Annotated in this window: 16 protein-coding genes and 1 pseudogene; 12 read left to right on the top strand and 5 right to left on the bottom strand. The window is 60.3% G+C overall.

Annotated features, from left to right (window positions below; all coding sequences use genetic code 11):
• Nucleotides 1-23: 23 nt before the first annotated feature.
• The 4 genes from D7I37_RS23165 to fliD all read right to left on the bottom strand — a co-directional run bounded on the left by D7I37_RS23165 (nucleotide 24) and on the right by fliD (nucleotide 3,247).
• Nucleotides 24-872, bottom strand: a complete 849-nt coding sequence (locus D7I37_RS23165) for a helix-turn-helix transcriptional regulator (protein ID WP_061794676.1) — start codon at nucleotides 870-872, stop codon at nucleotides 24-26.
• Between the two features lie 171 nt (nucleotides 873-1,043).
• The gene (gene fliT / locus D7I37_RS23160) at nucleotides 1,044-1,412 is read right to left on the bottom strand and encodes a flagella biosynthesis regulatory protein FliT (RefSeq protein ID WP_061794675.1); all 369 of its coding nucleotides are present in this window, start codon (nucleotides 1,410-1,412) and stop codon (nucleotides 1,044-1,046) included.
• Complete coding sequence (fliS, locus tag D7I37_RS23155) at nucleotides 1,412-1,822, bottom strand: flagellar export chaperone FliS (RefSeq protein WP_061794674.1); 411 nt, start codon at nucleotides 1,820-1,822, stop codon at nucleotides 1,412-1,414. Before fliS ends, fliT begins: the two co-directional genes overlap by 1 nt.
• A gap of 27 nt (nucleotides 1,823-1,849) precedes the next feature.
• Nucleotides 1,850-3,247 carry a flagellar filament capping protein FliD gene (gene fliD, locus D7I37_RS23150; RefSeq protein ID WP_095097981.1) on the bottom strand — a complete coding sequence of 466 codons (1,398 nt, stop codon included), beginning with the start codon at nucleotides 3,245-3,247 and terminating at the stop codon, nucleotides 1,850-1,852.
• 280 nt (nucleotides 3,248-3,527) lie between these two features.
• Between fliD and D7I37_RS23140 the strand changes: the two genes are divergently transcribed.
• The 8 genes from D7I37_RS23140 to D7I37_RS23105 all read left to right on the top strand — a co-directional run bounded on the left by D7I37_RS23140 (nucleotide 3,528) and on the right by D7I37_RS23105 (nucleotide 11,038).
• Nucleotides 3,528-4,583, top strand: coding sequence for a flagellin FliC (locus D7I37_RS23140; RefSeq protein WP_061794672.1), 1,056 nt, complete (start codon nucleotides 3,528-3,530; stop codon nucleotides 4,581-4,583).
• 182 nt (nucleotides 4,584-4,765) lie between these two features.
• Nucleotides 4,766-5,488, top strand: coding sequence for an RNA polymerase sigma factor FliA (locus tag D7I37_RS23135; protein ID WP_061794671.1), 723 nt, complete (start codon nucleotides 4,766-4,768; stop codon nucleotides 5,486-5,488).
• 59 nt (nucleotides 5,489-5,547) lie between these two features.
• On the top strand, nucleotides 5,548-6,057 hold the full coding sequence (gene fliZ, locus D7I37_RS23130; protein WP_061794670.1) for a flagella biosynthesis regulatory protein FliZ: 510 nt from the start codon (nucleotides 5,548-5,550) through the stop codon (nucleotides 6,055-6,057).
• Between the two features lie 127 nt (nucleotides 6,058-6,184).
• Nucleotides 6,185-7,177, top strand: coding sequence for a D-cysteine desulfhydrase (locus D7I37_RS23125; protein ID WP_061794770.1), 993 nt, complete (start codon nucleotides 6,185-6,187; stop codon nucleotides 7,175-7,177).
• 115 nt (nucleotides 7,178-7,292) lie between these two features.
• Entirely contained in the window at nucleotides 7,293-8,093 is an 801-nt protein-coding gene (tcyJ, locus tag D7I37_RS23120; protein ID WP_061794669.1) for a cystine ABC transporter substrate-binding protein, read from the top strand.
• Entirely contained in the window at nucleotides 8,093-8,755 is a 663-nt protein-coding gene (gene tcyL, locus D7I37_RS23115) for a cystine ABC transporter permease (RefSeq protein WP_061794668.1), read from the top strand. The genes tcyJ and tcyL overlap by 1 nt, the downstream gene beginning before the upstream one ends.
• 3 nt (nucleotides 8,756-8,758) lie before the next feature.
• Nucleotides 8,759-9,511 carry an L-cystine ABC transporter ATP-binding protein TcyN gene (gene tcyN, locus D7I37_RS23110; RefSeq protein WP_095097978.1) on the top strand — a complete coding sequence of 251 codons (753 nt, stop codon included), beginning with the start codon at nucleotides 8,759-8,761 and terminating at the stop codon, nucleotides 9,509-9,511.
• A gap of 169 nt (nucleotides 9,512-9,680) precedes the next feature.
• Nucleotides 9,681-11,038, top strand: a protein-coding gene (locus D7I37_RS23105) for an IS3 family transposase (RefSeq protein ID WP_129543134.1) whose coding sequence is annotated in 2 segments (ribosomal slippage) — nucleotides 9,681-10,158 and nucleotides 10,158-11,038 — 1,359 coding nt in all. Because the reading frame shifts where the segments join, the coding sequence is not laid out codon by codon here.
• A 68-nt stretch (nucleotides 11,039-11,106) separates the two neighbouring features.
• Here the strand turns inward: D7I37_RS23105 and putA are convergent.
• Nucleotides 11,107-15,078, bottom strand: a complete 3,972-nt coding sequence (gene putA, locus D7I37_RS23100; RefSeq protein WP_129544443.1) for a trifunctional transcriptional regulator/proline dehydrogenase/L-glutamate gamma-semialdehyde dehydrogenase — start codon at nucleotides 15,076-15,078, stop codon at nucleotides 11,107-11,109.
• Nucleotides 15,079-15,660: 582 nt separating this feature from the next.
• On the opposite strand from putA, the gene putP reads away from it, so the two are divergent.
• From putP to efeB, 4 genes and pseudogenes are all read left to right on the top strand, one after another.
• Nucleotides 15,661-17,145 (top strand): sodium/proline symporter PutP, encoded by a 1,485-nt coding sequence (gene putP / locus D7I37_RS23095; RefSeq protein WP_061794665.1) that lies wholly within the window; start codon nucleotides 15,661-15,663, stop codon nucleotides 17,143-17,145.
• A gap of 247 nt (nucleotides 17,146-17,392) precedes the next feature.
• Nucleotides 17,393-18,238, top strand: a complete 846-nt coding sequence (gene efeU, locus D7I37_RS23090) for an iron uptake transporter permease EfeU (RefSeq protein WP_061794664.1) — start codon at nucleotides 17,393-17,395, stop codon at nucleotides 18,236-18,238.
• A gap of 19 nt (nucleotides 18,239-18,257) precedes the next feature.
• A complete protein-coding gene (gene efeO / locus D7I37_RS23085; protein ID WP_061794663.1) occupies nucleotides 18,258-19,394 on the top strand; it encodes an iron uptake system protein EfeO in 1,137 nt (378 codons plus the stop codon).
• 10 nt (nucleotides 19,395-19,404) lie between these two features.
• Nucleotides 19,405-20,696 (top strand): annotated as a pseudogene (gene efeB, locus D7I37_RS23080) (iron uptake transporter deferrochelatase/peroxidase subunit).
• Nucleotides 20,697-20,739 lie beyond the last annotated feature (43 nt).

Raw genomic sequence — 20,739 nt, 5'->3', positions numbered from 1 at the left:
TCTCCTGCGTCCATGCTCGCCGATTAAATGATCCCCTGAGGTTGCATCGCGCCGGGCTCCATGATCCGCTGGTGGCCGCGGATGGCGGTGGGGGCAAAGCCAAAGCGTTTGCGAAAACGCTCGGCAAAACGCGAGGCGCTTTCATAGCCGACGTGCTGAGCGATGGCGGAAATCGGCCAGTCGGTGGACTGCAATAACGCCAGCGCGCTGCTCATGCGCACGTCGATCATCAGATTGCGCAACGCGGTGTTCTCCATCGACAGTTTGCGGCGCAGCACCACTTCGCTCATCGACAGGCTTTCGGCCACCTTGGCCGCGGTCCAAATGCTGTGCGGGTCGGTCGCCAGGCAGCGACGCACCCGCTGGGTGAGATCCCGGGCTTCGTTATGAATGAAGCGCACGCCGAACTGCGTCAACCACAGCAGAATTTCCAACATTTTGTGGCGCACTATAATGGCCGGAAAGCGCTGTCTCAGCGCCAGCGCCAGGCTGGCGGTCTCGAAGCTGTGCATCAGGGCGCAGGGCAGGTTACGCAGCGCCAGCACCGCATCGAACGGCGTTGTCGGCGGCGTTTCTCCGCAGGGCGGTTGGGCGCTGAGCAGCAGCGGATCGCAGGTCAGCAGCTGGCAACTGAATACGCCTTCCTCCGAGGGGCCATTAATCACATCCACGGTTTGGCCGCCGTCGATGATCAACAGCTCGCCGGCCTGAGCCACCACTTCGCGCTGCCGCCAGCGCACGCGTTTTTGCCCTTGCCGTATCAGATACAGATGCGGTTGCTCAAAATAAACTGAGGGGAATAATAATTCAGTATGCTGAATGATGTGCGCCGATGCGCCAATTCCAGGACAGAGATTAATTGTACGTTCCATCGATATTCATTTCGCAGCCATTATCTGAAGAATATCTTTACGCTTTGCTGAGCGCTGGAGCAACATTTTTCCATACGTTGTGAAACACAACGACGTGTTTTATCTATCAAAAATCAATTTCCTGCTGAACAGAAAACGTCCGTGTCGGGGTGATATTTATCCGTTGCGATCTCATCGTACCTGCGGCTCTCCCAACAGCAGGGCGCGGTCGTGAAATTGCCCGTAGGTATTGTTGACCACGTTCTGGCGCGTCGACTGGCCAATCAGCTCTTTCAACTCGTCCATGCGCAGCTGCAGCAGGCGCTTCAGCTCGGTTTCGTTATCCAGGATCTGCTGCAGTTTGTTGCGCAGCATCTCCTGCAGCGCGATGGACGGGCCGACCAGGCCGGTAAAGGCGGCGGTTTTTTCCACCGCCGTCACGTAGGTGAGCTCCTGTTCGACCAGCTCTTCCCAGCGGCCGGTTTGCGCCAGCGCGATCATCTGGCTGCTGAGGGTGTGAATTTGTTGATATGCGGCTAACAGTTGCTGTTGACGTTCCATTACACGGCGTCCTGAGAGGGTTGATAGTGGGGGCCAATCTGGCGCCAGGCGTCAGCAATATTTTCCAGCAGCTTGACCACTTCGGCGATCGCCGCATCGTCGTTATGCAGGTTGGCCTGCATCAGCCGGCGTTTCATGTAGTCGTACAGCGCCGCCAGGTTGTCGGCCATTTCGCCGCCCTGCTGGTGATCCAGGCCGCTTTTCAGACCGTTGTCGATGATGTTGATGGCCTTGGACAGGGCCAGCCCCTTGCCGGCGATGTCGCCCTGGTTCATCAGGATGCGTGCGCGAAGCAGGGCGCTGAGCGCCCCGTCGAACAGCATCACGATTAACTGGTGCGGGCTGGCGCTCATCACGCCGCTTTCCAGACTGACCTGCGCATAGGCCTGAGTGCCGCTACGGTTATACATGCTGTTTTTTTACCTGGTTAAAAAGAATTATTTGAACTGTTGGTTTAAGTAATTACTGGTGCCGTTCAATTTGGACATCATGGTATCCAGCTGAACGAACTGCAGCTTATAGCGATCTATGGTGTTTTGAATGCTGGCGGTGACCGTGGTTATCTGGTTGTTCAGGCGATCGAGGTTGGTGTTGATGCTCTTGGTCGAGTTCTCGATGATGCCGCCGGACTTGATATAGCTTTGGATTTCGTTGTGGATCTCGGTGGCCATGCCGGTGTCTTTGCCGTTGCCGACGAAGAAATTGGTGACCTGATCCGGCTTTTCATCCAGCGCTTTTTTCAGCTTGGTGCTGTCGATTTCCAGCTTGCCGGTCTTGGTGTCGGTCGAGATGCCGAGGTTGCCCAGGCCTTTCAGCTCCGGGTTGTCCTGGGCGGCGCTGAGGGCGCTTTTAATCGACGACTGAACGCCGCGCAGCGTGTTGTCGCCCAGCAGGGGGCCGTTGCTGGCATTCTGCGCCTCACCGGTTTTGACCGGGGTGAACTTGGTCAGTGAGTTGAAGGTGTCCAGCAGCGAGTTATAGCTGTCGACCCACTCCTTAATCTTGTCGGTGGTGCCGGCGGTATTGGTGCTGATCACCAGGTTCTGCGGCTCGCCGTCTTTGGTTTTGGTTTTCAGATCCAGGGTCACGCCCTGCAGCGCATCGCTGATCGAGTTGGTGCTGCGCTTGATGGCGGTGCCGTTCACCACCAGCTGCGCATCCTGCGCCTTCACCGTTTCCTTCATCGGGCTGGTGCTGCGCGTGGCGTCGTAATTGAGAATGCCGCCCAACTGGGCGTCGTTATTGACCTGGATGGCGACCTGGTTGCTTTCGCCGGTGGTGGAGGAGCCGATCGCCAGCTGATATTGGTTATCGCCCACCCGCATGATGCTGGCGGTGACGCCGGCCTTGGCGCCGTTGATGGCGTCGCGCATTTCCACCAGCGAGGTCTGATCGTCGCTGAGCGGGATCTTGGTCTCTTTCGGCGGGTTGCCGGCGGTGATGCTGATCGAACGGTCGGCCGCGCCCTCGGCGCCGAGCCTGGTGGTCTGATCGCTGATTTTCTCCTGGGTGGTCAGGGTTTGCGCCTGCGCCAGCTGGGTGACTTCCACCACATAGTTGCCCGGCACCGCCTTGGCGTCGGTGCTGATTTTAAAGGCGTCGTGTTCGCTGGCGGTGGTGCCCTTGAAGAAATCTTCCTTCGCCAGCTCTTTGCTCAGGTTATCGAACTTTTCCAGCGAGCCTTTCAGCGTGCCGTAGGCGGTCAGTTGGGCGTTGTAGCTCGATTGCTTGGTGGTGTAAGGGGTCAGGCGCTGTTGTTCCGCCTTGGTCAGCTTGTCCAGCAAGCCGTTGAGGTCAAGTCCTGAGCCGATGCCTAATGAACTGATCGATGCCATTCGTAATTCTCCTTGGTAATGACTTTATTCGCTTTACGCGTTATCGGCCCAGCGGAGAAAAAGTTTACCGAAAAAATAAAAAGCCGATGGCGCAATAGAGGAGGGAAAAACCGCGCTATTTACGCCATTGCCGAAAGCGCAAAAAAAAATGAAAAATCTCTAAAGGTTGCAGGGGGAGGGCCGATACCTGAGGGGACGGTGGTTGACGCCGTGGGCAAATAAGCCCGAACCTTTTAACCGTGATGCGAATATCGCAACTGATTCGTAAGGAAAGCATACAATGGCACAAGTAATTAACACCAACAGCCTGTCGCTGATGGCGCAGAACAACCTGAACAAATCTCAGTCTTCTCTGGGCACTGCGATTGAGCGTCTGTCTTCCGGCCTGCGTATCAACAGCGCCAAGGACGACGCGGCTGGTCAGGCGATCTCCAACCGTTTCACCGCTAACATCAAGGGCCTGACTCAGGCTTCCCGTAACGCCAACGACGGTATCTCCCTGGCGCAGACCACCGAAGGCGCGCTGAACGAAGTCAACGACAACCTGCAGAACATCCGTCGTCTGACCGTGCAGGCGCAGAACGGCTCCAACTCTTCCAGCGACCTGAAGTCCATCCAGGACGAAATCACCCAGCGCATGTCCGAAATCAACCGCATCTCCGAGCAGACCGATTTCAACGGCGTGAAAGTGCTGAGCAGCGATCAGAAACTGACCATTCAGGTTGGCGCCAACGACGGTGAAACCATCGACATCGATCTGAAAAAGATCGACGCCAAACAGCTGGGTCTGGATACCTTCGACGTCACTGAAAAAGGCACCAAAATCGGCGCCGAAGTCGCCAACGGCGGTACGCTGAAAGTCACTGCCGGCGGCGCCGATGTCGCTTACGACAAAGCGGGCTCCGCTCTGGCAGCCGGTAAGACTGTCGTGGCCGGTAAAGATAAAGACGGTAAAGATGGTTTCTACGTGCAAACCGTTGCCGCCGACGGCACCAAATCTTACGCAGTCGCTACCGTTGCGGCCGATGGTAAAGTGACCGAAGGCGCGGCAGTGACCGACGTGAAAAACCCGCTGGACACCCTGGACAAAGCGCTGTCTCAGGTTGACGGTCTGCGTTCTTCTCTGGGTGCGGTACAGAACCGTTTCGATTCTGTCATCAACAACCTGAACAGCACCGTTAACAACCTGTCCGCGTCCCAGTCGCGTATTCAGGATGCCGACTACGCGACCGAAGTGTCCAACATGAGCCGCGCCAACATCCTGCAACAGGCTGGCACCTCCGTTCTGGCACAGGCTAACCAGTCTACGCAGAACGTACTGTCCCTGCTGCGTTAATCGCCTCTCCCGATTAACTGTCGCGAAAGAACCCCGCTCCGGCGGGGTTTTTTTATGCTCGCGCAGCCAGCGGCCAGTACATGGCGCAAATAAGGCCCGTTTTGTGCGACTGTTCAGCCGATTGGCATTTTGCCCCCTACGGATAATAGCGCTGACTCTCTTATCCGCAGGTTTTAGACATAGTGAGCTTTCTGTATACCGCCGAAGGCGTGATGGACAAAAATTCTCTTTGGCTGCGCTACGTGCCGTTGGTGCGCCACGAGGCGTTGCGCCTGCAGGTCAGGCTGCCCGCCAGCGTGGAGCTCGACGATCTGCTGCAGGCCGGAGGAATCGGGCTGTTGAACGCCGTCGAGCGTTACGACGCCCTGCAGGGAACCGCCTTTACCACCTACGCGGTGCAGCGCATCCGCGGCGCGATGCTCGACGAGCTGCGCAGCCGCGACTGGGTGCCGCGCAGCGTGCGGCGCCACGCGCGTGAAGTGGCGCAGGCGATGCGGCAGCTGGAACAGCGCCATGGCCGCCCGGCCAGCGAAGTGGAAGTGGCGCAGGCGCTGGATATCTCACTGGACGAATACCGTCAAATTCTGTTGGACACCAATAACAGCCAGCTTTTCTCCTATGACGAGTGGCGCGAAGAGCACGGCGAAAGCGCGGAGCCCCTGCTGGAAGGGCATGAGGAAGCCAACCCGCTGCACCATCTGCTGGAGGGCAGCCTGCGCCAACGGGTGATCGACGCCATCGAGGCATTGCCGGAACGCGAGAAAATGGTGCTGACGCTGTATTACCAGGAAGAGTTGAACCTGAAGGAGATCGGCGCCGTGCTGGACGTGGGCGAGTCCCGCGTCAGCCAGCTGCACAGCCAGGCGATCAAACGCCTGCGGGCGCGGTTGGCGAATGCGTCCTGACGGCGGATCAACCGCTTTCCCTTCAACCTGAACACCATTGCGACTATCGGATAGCCCTTATGCCAGGAATACTGTTGAAAAAACGGCCGCTGAGCCGTTATTTGAAAGACTACAAACACAGCCAGACGCATTGCTCCCAGTGCGGCAAGCTGCTGGACCGCATGGCGTTGGTTTTTCGCGGCAAGATCATCAACAAAGACGCCATCGCGCGCATGGATCAGCCGATCGACGACCACGTCTGGCTGAACGTGCAGCAGGAGCTGACTGCGCTGTGCCGCTTCTGCAGCGAAATTTCCTGCAACAGTCACCCGAGCTATTTCGACATCATGGCTTTCAAACAGTATCTGTTTGAGCAAACCGAAATGAGCCACAGCACCATCCGCGAATACGTGGTGCGCCTGCGCCGGCTGGACGAAATGCTGGTGGCGCGCAACTATCCGGCCGACAAGTTCGCCAGCAGCGCCAGCCATCAGCGCATCATCGACGATCTGCCGTCCGCGGCGCATAACAACTACCGCATCGCGCTGCGTAAATACGATCAGTATCTGGCCTGGCAGCGCAGCTATTGATCCCCGCTCCCCGGCGCGTCGGCCGGGGAGGCGCCGGCTTCCCGCCCAGCGATAAAGGATGATTATTCGGTTCACATCTGCTAAATCTATCCGCCAGATGTCGATATTTGATTCCCTGGGGGAAGTAGTGAACCTGCAACAGCGATTGGCGCAATTCCCGCGCCTGGATTTTGTTGGCTCTGCCACGCCGCTCGAAAAACTGTCTCGCCTTTCCGATTACCTCGGCCGTGAAATTTACATCAAACGTGACGACGTCACGCCGATGGCGATGGGCGGCAACAAGCTGAGAAAGCTCGAATTTCTTGCCGCCGATGCGCTGCGTCAGGGGGCCGACACGCTGGTGACCGCCGGCGCTATCCAGTCCAACCACGTGCGCCAGACGGCGGCGGTGGCGGCCAAGCTCGGTCTGCACTGCGTTGCGCTGCTCGAAAACCCGATCGACACCCGGGCGGAAAACTACCTGACCAACGGCAACCGCCTGCTGCTGGGTCTGTTCAATGCCGAAGTGGTGATGTGCGAAGCGCTGCACGATCCCCAACAGCAGCTGGCCGAACTGGCGACCCGGCTGGAGGCGCAGGGCTTCCGGCCTTACGTGGTGCCGGTGGGCGGCTCCAATGCGCTCGGTGCGTTGGGCTATGTGCAATGCGCGCTGGAAATTGCCGAACAGAGTCGCCGCAGCAATGTCGATTTCAGTTCGGTGCTGGTGGCGTCCGGCAGCGCCGGCACCCATGCCGGCCTGGCGGTTGGCCTGCAGCAGCTGTTGCCGGAGAGCGAACTGATCGGCGTGACCGTTTCGCGCAAGGCCATCGACCAGTTGCCGAAGGTCGAACAGATCCAGCAGGCGCTGGCCTGCTCGCTGAACATCGAACCGCTGGCGCCGATCGCGCTGTGGGACGATTATTTTGCGCCGCAGTACGGCATGCCGAACGAAGAGGGCACGGCGGCGGTGCAGCTGCTGGCGCAACAGGAAGGAGTGTTGCTGGATCCGGTCTATACCGGTAAAGCGATGGCCGGCCTGATCGACGGCATCGCCCAGCGGCGCTTCCGCGATGAGGGCCCGATCCTGTTTATTCATACCGGCGGCGCGCCGGCGCTGTTCGCCTATCATCCGCAGGTATGATCGCGCTTTGTTATTCCATTCTGGACTATATTTATAAGGTTATATTCCTTTATGCGGGCAACTGCACTGTTAAAGTGCTGATATCAAAAAAGATAAACAACATACAGGGGTGTTTATGATCTTTTCCAAAGTTCGTCGCCAGATGCTGATGGGCGTGATGGCCGTGGCGCTGACCGCCGGTTTAAGCGCGCAAACCTGCGCCGCCGACAACCTGCTGCAGCAGGTGAAACAGCGCGGCAGCCTGATTGTCGGTCTGGAAGGCACCTATCCGCCGTTCAGCTTCCAGGGGGAAGACGGCAAGCTGACCGGCTTCGAAGTGGATTTCGCCAACGCGCTGGCGCAGCACCTTGGCGTGAAGGCCAAGCTGAACCCGACCAAATGGGACGGCATGCTGGCTTCGCTGGAGTCAAAACGCATCGACGTGGTGATCAATCAGGTGACCATCTCCCCTGAGCGCCAGAAAAAATATGATTTCTCCACCCCTTATACCGTTTCCGGCATCCAGGCGCTGGTGAAGAAGGGCAACGAGGGCTCCATCACCAAGCCGGAGGATCTGAAGGGCAAGAAGGTCGGCGTCGGTCTGGGCACCAACTACGAGCAGTGGCTGCGTGAAAACGTGCAGGGCGTGGACGTGCGCACCTATGACGATGACCCGACCAAGTACCAGGATCTGCGCGTAGGCCGCATCAACGCCATTCTGGTCGACCGTCTGGCGGCGCTGGATCTGGTGAAGAAGACCGGCGATACGCTGGCGGTAGCCGGCCCGGCGTTCTCGCGCCAGGAATCCGGCGTGGCGCTGCGCAAAAACAATCCTGAGCTGCTGGCCGCCATCGATCAGGCGATCGCCGAAATGCAAAAAGACGGCACGCTGGCGAAGATTTCCGAGAAATGGTTTGGCGCGGACGTAACTAAATAATGCACGAAAGTATTCAACTGGCGCTGGATTCAGCGCCATTTTTATTGAAGGGCGCGATACTCACGCTGCAGCTCAGCCTGGGCGGCATGGCGCTGGGTCTGCTGCTCGGTTTTCTGCTGGCGCTGATGCGCCTTTCGCCGTTATGGCCGCTGTCGTGGCTGTCGCGCCTCTACGTCTCGCTGTTCCGCGGCACGCCGCTGATAGCGCAGCTGTTTATGATTTACTACGGCCTGCCGCAGTTCGGCATCGAATTTGATCCTTTCCCGGCGGCGCTGATTGGCCTGTCGCTCAACACCGCCGCCTACACCTCCGAAACGCTGCGCGCGGCGATCTCCTCGATCGAAAAAGGGCAGTGGGAAGCCGCCGCCAGCATCGGCATGACCCGCTGGCAAACGCTGCGCCGGGTGATCCTGCCGCAGGCTGCGCGCACCGCCTTGCCGCCGTTGGGCAACAGCTTTATCGGCCTGGTGAAAGACACCTCGCTGGCGGCCACCATTCAGGTGCCGGAACTGTTCCGCCAGGCGCAGCTGATCACCTCGCGCACGCTGGAGGTGTTCACCATGTATCTGGCGGCATCGCTGATTTACTGGGTGATGGCGACCCTGCTTTCCGCGTTGCAAAACCGCCTGGAAAACCACGTCAACCGCCAGGATCAGGAGTAACGCATGAGTGCCATCGAAGTTAAACAGTTGACCAAGCAGTTCAAGGGTCAGACGGTGCTGCATGGGATCGATCTGGAGGTGGCCGCCGGCGAGGTGGTGGCGATTATCGGGCCGAGCGGCTCGGGCAAGACCACCTTGCTGCGTTGCATCAATCTGCTGGAGGAGCCGGATTCCGGCACCATTCGCGTCGGTGATATCCTGATCGACGGCTCCAAACCCCTCAGCAAGCAGAAGAAACTGGTGCGCGCGCTGCGTCAGCAGGTGGGTTTCGTGTTCCAGAATTTCAACCTGTTCCCGCACCGTTCGGTGCTGGAGAACATCATCGAGGGGCCGGTGTTCGTCAAGGGCGAGGCCAAGGCCAGCGCCGAGCAGCGCGCTCGCGCCCTGCTGGCCAAGGTTGGGCTGAACGGCAAGGAGCAGGCTTACCCGCGGCGTCTTTCCGGCGGCCAGCAGCAGCGGGTGGCGATCGCCCGCGCGCTGGCGATGCAGCCTGAAGTGATCCTGTTCGATGAGCCGACCTCGGCGCTCGATCCCGAGCTGGTGGGGGAAGTGCTCAACACTATCCGTTCGCTGGCGGAAGAGAAGCGCACCATGGTGATCGTCACGCACGAGATGAGCTTCGCCCGCGACGTGGCCGACCGCGCCATCTTTATGGATCACGGCCGCATCGTGGAGCAGGGGCCGGCCAAAGCGCTGTTCGCCAATCCGCAACATCAGCGCACCAAGCAGTTCCTCGACAAGTTCTTGAATCAGTAAGTCCGTACGGGCCGAAGACGAATATGTTCGGCCCGTAGCCAACCTTCCCCGCCCCCATTGTATCTCCACAGCCACGCGGCTGTGGAGATACAAACAAAAAGGGCGCAGTTCAATTTGAACTGCACCCCAAATGTTGGATATCCATCTGACATTCGGAGGTGCAGTTTTTATGAAATATTCGCTCCCATTCAAGCTCGAGGCGGTCCGGTACTATCTCGCCGGGTTCGGCAGCCAAAGGCAGACCGCGAAAAAATTTTCCGTTGCTCATGTTCAGCTTCGCCGCTGGATTGCCGCCTATCAGCACCATGGTGAGGCAGGGCTACAATCCGGGCGTCAGCGGCAGTACACGCCCGAATTTAAGCTCGCCGTTGTCGAGTTTGCCCGCGCCAATCCCCTTTCTTTAGCCAGCGTCGCCGCCAAATTCGACATCCCCTCATACACGACGCTGGAACACTGGGTTAAGCTTTATCAGGAGAATGGGGCCGAAGCCCTCAACCTGAATCAGCGTGGTCGCCGAATGTATCAGCATCCCAAAACCCCCCATGCCGGCAAGTCGCCGGATGAACTGACCCCCGAAGAGATGCGGGAGGAAATCGAGTTTTTACGCGCGCAGAATGACTACATAAAAAAGTTGAGAGCCTTGATGCAGGAAAACGATGCCCGGGCACGGCGGAAAGGGCAAAAATAGTCACGGCATTAAGGCAAAAACACCGTTTAGACATGCTGTTGCATGCCGGTGGGCTGGCGCGCAGTACGTATTATTATTGCTGTAAAGTCAGTCGAGTGCCGGATAAATACCGTGAGGCTAAACAACGGATAACCGAGGTCTTTAACATACATAAAGGCCGTTACGGCTATCGTCGCGTAACCTGCGCAATGCGAAAGGAAGGATACGTTTTAAATCATAAAACCGTGCAAAAGCTGATGACAGAGTTGCAGCTGAAGTCACCGGTTCGCCGTAAAAAGTACCGTTCATACAAAGGAAATGCAGGCAAGGTGGCTCCCAATCTCCTGCAGCGTAATTTTACCGCTCAGTGCCCCAATCAAAAGTGGGTGACGGATGTAACGGAGTTCCGGGTTGGTGAGGATAAGCTGTATTTATCACCGGTGCTTGACTTGTACAACGGTGAAATCATCGCTTATGAAGTGGCACGCCGGGCAGAGTTTAGGCTGGTTAAAAAGATGCTGGACAAGGCGGTGTGCAGGATAAAACCGGGTGAGCAGTTACTGTTGCACAGTGACCAGGGTTGGCACTATCAGATGGCGGCTTACCAGCATGCGTTGCGGGTTAACGGGGTAAAGCAGAGCATGTCTCGCAAGGGAAATTGCCTGGACAATGCGGTAATGGAGAACTTCTTCGGTCATCTGAAAGCGGAGCTGTATTACTTGCAGCGCTTTGATAGTGTGGAACACTTGGCGCAGGAGATAGACGCCTACATTGATTACTACAACTACCATCGCATCAGGCAGAAACTGAAAGGCCTGAGTCCGGTGGAATACCGAACTCAGGCCTCGAAGGCTGCGTGAATTTACACCGTCCAACTTCTGGGGGTCAGTTCAATTGAACTGCGCCCTCAGGTGATTAGCTACAACGATCAGCCGATGGTCATCAGGCTGGCGTTACCGCCGGCGGCGGCGGTGTTGACGCTGAGCGAGCGTTCGATCAGCAGGCGTTCCAGCAGGATGTTGGTTTCGCCGTGGGCGAAGCCCTGCACCGAGACGATGGCGCCGCTGCGTTGGGCAATCTGCTCGCACAGGGTGCGCAGCTGGTCGGCGTCGCCGTGGTAGATGGCGGCGTCGAACTCGACCTTGTCCTGCTGCCAGTCTTTGCAGAAGGCGATGCGCGCCTGAACCTCGGCCGGCAGGCGGCGATACAGGTTGCGCTGCAGTTCGGCTTCCGGCCACAGCACGCCGCTGCCGACCGCCAGCACCGCCGCCAGTTGGATCAGGGCGTCGGCCTCGTTGTCCGCCAGGCACAGCACGCGCTCGCGCGGCAGCAGGGCGTAGGTGTTGCGCTCGCCGGTCGGGCCCGGCAGCGGGCGCACGGTGCCGCCCTGGCCGAGTTCCGCATAGCGTTGCGCCAGCTGGGCCAGATCGCTCCGTTTCTGGGCTGTCGCCCACTGCTCCAACGCCTGATGGGCGTTGAGCAACAGCGGCCGCGCGGTGGCTTCCAGCGGGCGCTCTTCATCCTGACGGTTCAGGGTGCGTTGCACCGCGTCGTCCGGGCGGTTGGCCAGCAGACGGTACAGATACAGCGGGCCGCCGGCTTTCGGGCCGGTGCCCGACAGGCCTTCGCCGCCGAACGGCTGCACGCCGACGACCGCGCCGACCATGTTGCGGTTGACGTACAGGTTGCCTACCTTGGCGCGGTCGGTCACCCGGGCGATGGTTTCATCGATGCGGGTGTGAATGCCCAGCGTCAGGCCATAGCCGGCGGCGTTGATCTGATCGACCAGCGCTTCCAGGTTGGCGCGCTGGAAGCGAACCACGTGCAGTACCGGACCGAAGATCTCTTTTTGCAGCTCGTCGAAGCTGTCCAGTTCGATCAGCGTCGGCTTGATGAAGGTGCCGCGCGCCCATTCTTTCTCGTCCTGCGCGCTGCCCTTGGCGGCCTGATACACCTTGCGGCCCTTGGCGCGCATCGCCTGGATATGGCGCTCGATGCCGGTTTTGGCGTCGGCGTCGATCACCGGCCCGATGTCGGTAGACAGGCGTTCCGGGTTGCCCATGCGGCATTCGGCCATCGCGCCGCGCAGCATCTGCAACGTGTGCTCGGCCACGTCTTCCTGAATGCACAGAATGCGCAGCGCGGAGCAGCGCTGGCCGGCGCTGTCGAAGGCCGAAGCGACGACGTCGGTCACCACCTGTTCGGTCAGGGCGGACGAGTCGACGATCATCGCGTTCAGGCCGCCGGTTTCGGCGATCAGCGGCGTCGGGCGGCCCTGCGGATCGAGGCGGCCGGCGATGCTGCGCTGCAGGATGCCGGCGACGTCGGTAGAGCCGGTGAACATCACGCCGCGCACGCGGGCGTCGTTGACCAGCACCGAGCCGACGGTTTCACCCTGGCCCGGCAGCAGCTGCAGCACGCCCTGAGGAATGCCGGCCTCCAGCAGGATGCGCACCGCCTGCGCCGCCACCAGCGGGGTTTGTTCGGCCGGCTTGGCCAGCACGCTGTTGCCCGCCGCCAGCGCGGCGGCGATTTGGCCGGTGAAGATCGCCAGCGGGAAGTTCCACGGGCTGATGCACACCACCGGGCCCAGCGGGCGGTGGCTGTCGTTGGCGAAGTCATCGCGCACCTGGCCGGCATAGTAATGCAGGAAGTCGACCGCTTCGCGCACCTCGGCGATGGCGTTGTTGAAGGTTTTGCCCGCTTCGCGCACCAGGATGCCCAGCAGGCTCTGCAGCTGGCTCTCCATAAGTTCGGCGGCGCGTTCGAGGATGGCGGCGCGCTCCGACGGCGGGGTGGCGAACCAGATAGGGCCGGCGGCGGCCGCGGCGTCGAGCGCGCGGCTCACTTCGCCTTCGGTGGCTTCGCGCACGTAGCCGACGACGTCGCCCGGTTCGGCGGGGTTGATCACCGGCTGCTCAGCGCCCTGATCCAGCTCGGCGTCGATGATAGGCTCGGCGCGCCATGGCTGGGTGGCGCTGGTCAGCAGAGCGCTGGACAGCGAGGCCAGACGCTGTTCGTTGGACAGGTCCAGGCCGCTGGAATTGGCGCGTTTTTCGCCGTACAGCTCGCGCGGCAGCGGGATGCGCGGATGCGGCAGGCCGATTTGGCCCTCGCTGGCCGCCATCGCTTCCACGGCGCTGACCGGATCGGCGACCAGTTCGTCGAGCGGCAGGGTGGCGTCGGCGATGCGGTTGACGAACGAGGTGTTGGCGCCGTTTTCCAGCAGGCGGCGCACCAGGTAGGCCAGCAGCGTTTCATGGGTGCCGACCGGCGCATAGATGCGGCACGGACGGTTCAGTTTGCCGTCGGCCACTTTGCCCACCACCTGTTCGTACAGCGGCTCGCCCATACCGTGCAGGCACTGGAATTCATATTGGCCAGGATAGTAGTTGTTGCCCGCCAGATGATAGATAGCGCTCAGGGTATGGGCGTTATGGGTGGCGAACTGCGGGTAGATCAGGTTCGGCACCGACAGCAGCTTGCGGGCGCAGGCCAGATAGGAGACGTCGGTGTACACCTTGCGGGTGTAAACCGGGTAGCCTTCCAGGCCGTCCATCTGGGCGCGTTTGATTTCGCTGTCCCAGTAAGCGCCTTTCACCAGGCGGATCATCAGGCGGCGGCGGCTGCGCTGCGCCATGTCGATCACCGCGTCGATGGCGAACGGACAGCGTTTCTGATAGGCCTGGATCACGAAGCCGATGCCGTTCCAGCCGGCCAGCTGCGGCTCAAAGCACAGCTTCTCCAGCAGATCGAGCGAGATCTCCAGGCGGTCGGCCTCTTCGGCGTCGATGTTGATGCCGATGTCGTACTGGCGGGCCTGCAGGGTCAGCGACAGCAGGCGCGGGTACAGTTCTTCCATTACGCGTTCGTACTGCGCGCGGCTGTAGCGCGGGTGCAGCGCCGACAGCTTGATGGAAATGCCCGGGCCTTCATAGATGCCGCGGCCGTTGGAGGCTTTGCCGATGGCGTGGATCGCCTGCTGGTAGGACACCAGATAAGCCTGGGCGTCGGCTTCGGTCAGCGCGGCTTCGCCCAGCATGTCGTAGGAATAGCGGAAGCCTTTGTCTTCCAGCTTGCGGGCGTTGGCCAGCGCTTCGGCGATGGTTTCGCCGGTCACGAACTGCTCGCCCATCAGGCGCATCGCCATATCCACGCCTTTGCGGATCAGCGGTTCGCCGCTCTTGCCGATAATGCGGTTCAGCGAGCGCGACAGGTTGGCTTCGTTATGCGTGGATACCAGCTTGCCGGTGAACAGCAGGCCCCAGGTGGCGGCGTTGACGAACAGCGAGGGGCTACGGCCAAGGTGCGAATGCCAGTTGCCGTTGCTGATTTTGTCGCGGATCAGCGCGTCGCGGGTCGGCTTGTCGGGAATGCGCAGCAGCGCTTCCGCCAGGCACATCAGCGCCACGCCTTCCTGCGAGGAAAGGGAGAACTCCTGCAGCAGGCCCTGCACCATGCCGGCGCGGCCGTTTGCACTTTTTTGGTTCCGCAGCTTCTCGGCGATGCCATAGGCCATTTTGTGGGTGGCTTTGGCAAGATCGGCCGGTAATCGCGCCTGTTCGAGCAACATCGGCACCGCTTCGGTCTCCGGGCGACGATAGGCGGCGGTGATGGCGGCGCGAGTGACCGACTGCGGCAGAATTTGTTCTGCAAAATCAAGGAAAGGCTGGTGTGACTCTTCCTGCGCTTGCGGCATAATGTCGTCCGCTTCGGCCTGGCCGGCAGCACCCAACGCGGGGATTTCAGGAATATCGGAACCGCTCTCGAGACGCTCGAGGTAATTAAAGATGGCCTGCTTGATGAGCCAGTGCGGCGTGCGATCGATGCGCTGCGCCGCGCTTTTGATCCGGTCGCGTGTTGCTTCGTCGAGTTTCACGCCCATTGTGGTAGTGCCCATGCCAATCCAACTCCTGTGTGTAGAACCTATCCCATCAGGCTAGACAAACGGCAGGCCACATAAGCCTGTTGGGATAGGTTCGTAAGATGTGTGGTGTGAAGAATGCAGACAATATCCTGCATGTTGCAACTTTGTGCAACCTTGTTAAAACAGGCTGATGAGCGAAGTGTGAGTTCCATCGATTTTTTAACATCGGCCGCTGGCATGGATGTTGCTTTAACGTACGGGCGAAGCGGGTTTTATCACGCGCAATCGGTTTTCCCTGCGCCAAATGAGGGTAATCAGGAGGTGCAACTCGTTTTGCGCGCCAAAAGTGCAACCCTAAGGGCGCCTAAATGTGACGCAGGGTAAACTTTGTGTAACTTTGTTGTTAAATATCTTGTTGGTTAATGAATGGCTCATCTAGGATAGCCAACGGTCAACAATTACGGGCAGAAACTATTTTACCTGCACTATCTATAGGGTAACGCCACGTTCCGGCGTGCCGGCAAGTGAAATGCATCGCGCGCCTGCTCCTTGTGCCCACGCCCGGGTGAGGGCAACGGGGGCCTAGCGCGAATAATAATGAAAGTGGAGAATTAAATGATAATGAGCACACCTATGCTGGTGACCTTCCTGGTGTACATTTTCGGGATGGTGCTGATCGGCCTGCTTGCCTACCGGGCAACCAATAACTTCGACGACTACATCCTCGGCGGCCGCAGCCTGGGCAGCGTGGTTACCGCGCTGTCCGCCGGCGCCTCCGACATGAGCGGCTGGTTGCTGATGGGCCTGCCGGGCGCCATCTTCCTGTCCGGCATCTCGGAAAGCTGGATCGCCATCGGCCTGGCCATCGGCGCTTACCTGAACTGGAAGCTGGTGGCGGGGCGGCTGCGCGTGCATACCGAAGCCAACAACAACGCCCTGACGCTGCCGGACTACTTCACCAGCCGTTTTGAAGACAACAGCAAGCTGCTGCGGGTGATCTCGGCCATTGTCATTCTGGTGTTCTTCACCATCTATTGCGCCTCCGGCATCGTCGCCGGCGCCCGTCTGTTCGAAAGCACCTTCGGCATGAGCTATGAAACCGCGCTGTGGGCCGGCGCGGCGGCGACCATCCTGTACACCTTCATCGGCGGTTTCCTGGCGGTCAGCTGGACCGACACCGTGCAGGCCAGCCTGATGATTTTCGCGCTGATCCTGACGCCGGTATTCGTGATATTGGCCGTCGGCGGCATCGACACCTCGATGCTGGTGATCGAGGCGAAAAACCCGGCCAACCTCGATATGCTGAAAGGGCTGAACTTCGTCGCCATCCTGTCGCTGTTGGGCTGGGGCCTGGGCTACTTCGGCCAGCCGCACATCCTGGCGCGTTTCATGGCGGCGGATTCTCACCGCACCATCCGCAGCGCGCGCCGCATCAGCATGACCTGGATGATCCTGTGCCTGGCGGGCACCATCGCCGTCGGCTTCTTCGGCATCGCCTACTTCGCCAATAACCCGGATCAGGCCGGCAACGTGTCGCAGAACGGCGAGCGGGTGTTTATCGAACTGGCGATGCTCCTGTTCAACCCATGGGTAGCGGGCATTCTGCTGTCGGCGATCCTGGCGGCGGTGATGAGCACCCTGAGCTGCCAGCTGCTGGTGTGTTCCAGCGCGATCACCGAAGACCTGTACAAGGCGTTCCTGCGCAAAGGCGCCAGCCAGCGCGAGCTGGTGTGGGTCGGCCGCATCATGGTGCTGGTGGTGGCGCTGATCGCCATCGCGCTGGCGGCCAACCCGGAAAACCGCGTGCTGGGCCTGGTGAGCTACGCCTGGGCCGGTTTCGGCGCGGCCTTCGGTCCGGTGGTGCTGATCTCGGTGATGTGGTCGCGCATGACCCGCAACGGCGCGCTGGCCGGCATGCTGGTCGGCGCGGTGACGGTGATCGTCTGGAAGCAGTACGCCTGGCTGGATCTGTATGAAATCATCCCGGGCTTCCTGTTCGGCTGCATCGCCATCGTGGCGGTGAGCCTGATGGGGCGCCGGCCTTCCGCCACCATGACCGAGCGTTTCGATCGGGCGGAAGCCGAGTTCAAAACCATTTAATCTTGTCCTGCCACCGATCGCAAAGGGCGCTTAAGGCGCCCTTTATCGTTGTTAGCCCGCAGTTTTCCCGCAAGCTCCCGAAACACCTGGCGACATTTGATTAGAAAAAATCACCCTTGCTCCCCTTGTATTTCTACGCGGCAGAATGATAATCACTATCGTTGTGTTTTACTTTTCTTTACATTGGCGCTGCGGCCCATTCCGGGCGCGCAGGCTCGCGGCGGATGCCTTTTCAGGGTTAATATCTATGTTCGTTCCCTTCCTTATCATGTTCCGTGAGGGCCTGGAGGCCGCGCTGATCGTCAGCCTGATCGCCAGCTACCTGAAACGCACGCAGCGCGGCCAATGGCTCGGCGTTGTGTGGATTGGGGTGATCGTCGCCGCCGCTCTGTGCCTGGCGTTGGGTATCTTCATCAACGAAACCACCGGCGAGTTTCCGCAGAAGCAGCAGGAGCTGTTCGAAGGCATCGTCGCGGTCATCGCGGTATTCATCCTCACCTATATGGTGTTCTGGATGCGCAAGGTCTCCAGGTCGGTCAAGGTGCATCTGGAAGGCGCCATCGACCACGCGCTCAACTCCGGCAAAGGCCAGGGCTGGGCGCTGGTGGCGATGGTGTTTTTCGCCGTGGCGCGCGAAGGGCTGGAGTCGGTGTTCTTCCTGCTGGCGGCCTTTCAGCAGGACGTCGGGATTGAAGCGCCGATCGGCGCCATTCTCGGCCTGGCGGCCGCCATCGTGCTCGGCATGGCTATCTACTGGGGCGGCGTGAAGCTGCACCTGGCCAAATTCTTCAAATGGACCAGCCTGTTTATCCTGTTCGTCGCCGCCGGCCTGGCCGCCGGGGCGATCCGCGCCTTCCATGAGGCCGGGCTGTGGAACCATTTCCAGGATATCGCCTTCGATTTCAGCAACGCCCTGTCCACCCATTCGCTGTTCGGCACGCTGCTGGAGGGCATTTTCGGCTATCAGGAAGCGCCGACGGTGAGTGAAGTGGCGGTCTATTTCCTGTATCTGATCCCAGCGCTGATTTTCTTTTTCCTGCCGCAGCGCGCGGAGCCGACCGCGGCCCCGGCGCAACGTAAAATCAATCATTAATTTTAATAGGGAATCTCGTATGTCTACTCCGTTATTCCGCCGCAAGGCGTTGCACGCAGCATTGCTGGCCCTCCCGGCGTTCGCGCTGAGCCTCGACGCCCTGGCGGCGGACGTGCCGCAGGTGAAGATTACCGTTAACGACAAACGGTGCGAGCCGATGCAGCTGACGGTGCCGGCCGGTAAAACCCAATTTGTGGTGCACAACGCCAGCCAGAAAAACCTCGAATGGGAAATCCTGAAAGGGGTGATGGTGGTGGAAGAGCGTGAGAACATCGCGCCGGGCTTCACCCAGAAAATGACCGCCAACCTGGAGGCGGGCGAGTATGACATGACCTGCGGGCTGCTGAGCAACCCGAAAGGCAAGCTGACCGTCGCCGCCGCGGCCGGCGCCGCCGGCGACGGCAAGCCCGACGCGCTGGATCTGGTCGGCCCGATCGCCGAATACAAGGTCTATGTCACCAAAGAGGTGGATGGGCTGGTGAAGCAGACCAAGCTGTTCACCGATGCGGTCAAGGCCGGCGACGTGGCGCAAGCGCGCAAGCTGTATGCGCCGACGCGCCAACACTATGAGCGCATCGAACCGATCGCCGAACTGTTCTCCGATCTCGACGGCAGCATCGACGCCCGTGAAGACGATTACGAGAAGAAGGCGGAAGATCCCAACTTCACCGGTTTCCACCGCCTGGAGAAAGCGCTGTTCGCCGACAATAGCACCCAAGACATGGGCAAATACGCCGATCGTCTGTACAACGACACCCTCGAGCTGCAAAAACGCGTGACCGATCTGACCTTCCCGCCAAGCAAGGTGGTTGGCGGGGCGGCCGGCCTGATTGAAGAAGTGGCGGCCAGCAAAATCAGCGGTGAGGAAGATCGCTACAGCCGCACCGACCTGTGGGACTTCCAGGCCAACGTCGACGGCGCGCAGAAGATTGTCAACCTGCTGCGCCCGCTGCTGGTCAAGGCCAACAAACCGCTGTTGGACAAGATTGACGCCAACTTCAAGACCGTAGACGGCATTCTGGCGAAGTACAAAACCAAAGACGGTTATGCGTCTTACGAGAAGCTGACCGACGCCGATCGCAACGCGCTGAAAGGGCCGATCACCACGCTGGCGGAAGACTTGTCGCAGCTGCGCGGCGTATTGGGTCTGGACTGAGGCACGCGCTATGAGCAACAAGATCGGCCCGGCTAACGGGCCGCATCCACAGGGCGCGGCCTCGCCGTCGCGCCGCCGCTTGCTGCAGGGGCTGGGCCTCGGCGCGCTGGCGCTGGGCGGCACGCGCCTGGCGCAGGCGGTGGACAAACCGGCAGAGCCGCTGGCGACCCCGCAGGACGAACGCTGGCAGACGCAGCCGTTTTACGGCCGCCATCAGGCTGGCGTGCTGACTCCGCAGCAGGCGGCGATGATGCTGGTGGCTTTCGACGTGCTGGCCACCAACAGGCAGGATCTGGAGCGCCTGTTCCGGCTGCTGACCGATCGCATCGCCTTCCTCACCCGCGGCGGCAGAGCGCCGGAGGTGGATCCCAAGCTGCCGCCGCTCGATTCGGGCATCATGGGGCCGGAGATTTATCCGGACAATCTGACCATCACCGTGTCGGTCGGCACCTCACTGTTCGACGAGCGTTTCGGCCTGCAGGCGCAAAAGCCGCTGCGGCTGCAGAAAATGACCCGCTTCCCCAATGACTCGCTGGACGCCAACCTGTGTCATGGCGATCTGCTGCTGCAGATTTGCGCCAACACCAACGAGACGGTGATCCACGCGCTGCGCGACATCATCAAGCACTCGCCGGATCTGCTCAGCGTGCGCTGGAAAAGGGAAGGCTTCATTTCCGCCCATGCGGCGCGCAGCAAAGGCAAAGAAACGCCGATCAACCTGCTGGGCTTCAAAGACGGCACCGCCAACCCGAAAACCGACGACCGGGCGCTGATGGATCGCGTGGTGTGGGTCGGCGCCGGCGCCGGTGAACCGGCCTGGGCGGTGGGGGCAGCTATCAGGCGGCGCGCATCATCCGCTTCCACGTCGAGTTCTGGGACCGCACGCCGCTGCAGGAGCAGCAGACCATTTTCGGCCGGGAAAAACACAGCGGCGCGCCGTTGGGGATGAAGCGCGAACATGACGAGCCGGATTATGAGCGGGATCCTGAAGGCAAGCTGATCCCGATGGACGCGCATATTCGCCTCGCCAACCCGCGCACCGCAGAGAGCCAAAGCAATTTGCTGCTGCGCCGCGGCTACAGTTATTCCATCGGGGTGTCGAACGCCGGCCAGCTGGAGATGGGGCTGCTGTTCGTCTGCTATCAGGCCGATCTGGAGCAAGGTTTCCTGACGGTGCAGAAGCGGCTGAACGGCGAGGCGCTCGAGGAGTATATCAAGCCGATTGGCGGCGGTTATTTCTTCGTGTTGCCGGGCGTCGAGGACCCGCAGGACTATCTGGCCCGCGGCCTGTTGCAGGCATAGCGGCAAGGCGAAAGGGCGGAGATTTCCGCCCTGTTTTATTGGC

It is taken from the genome of Serratia sp. 1D1416, assembly GCF_003641105.1.
Classification (GTDB): domain Bacteria; phylum Pseudomonadota; class Gammaproteobacteria; order Enterobacterales; family Enterobacteriaceae; genus Serratia; species Serratia ficaria.
The sequence above is the reverse complement of the archived record's forward strand: the minus strand, read 5'-3'. Positions and strand labels throughout refer to the sequence as shown.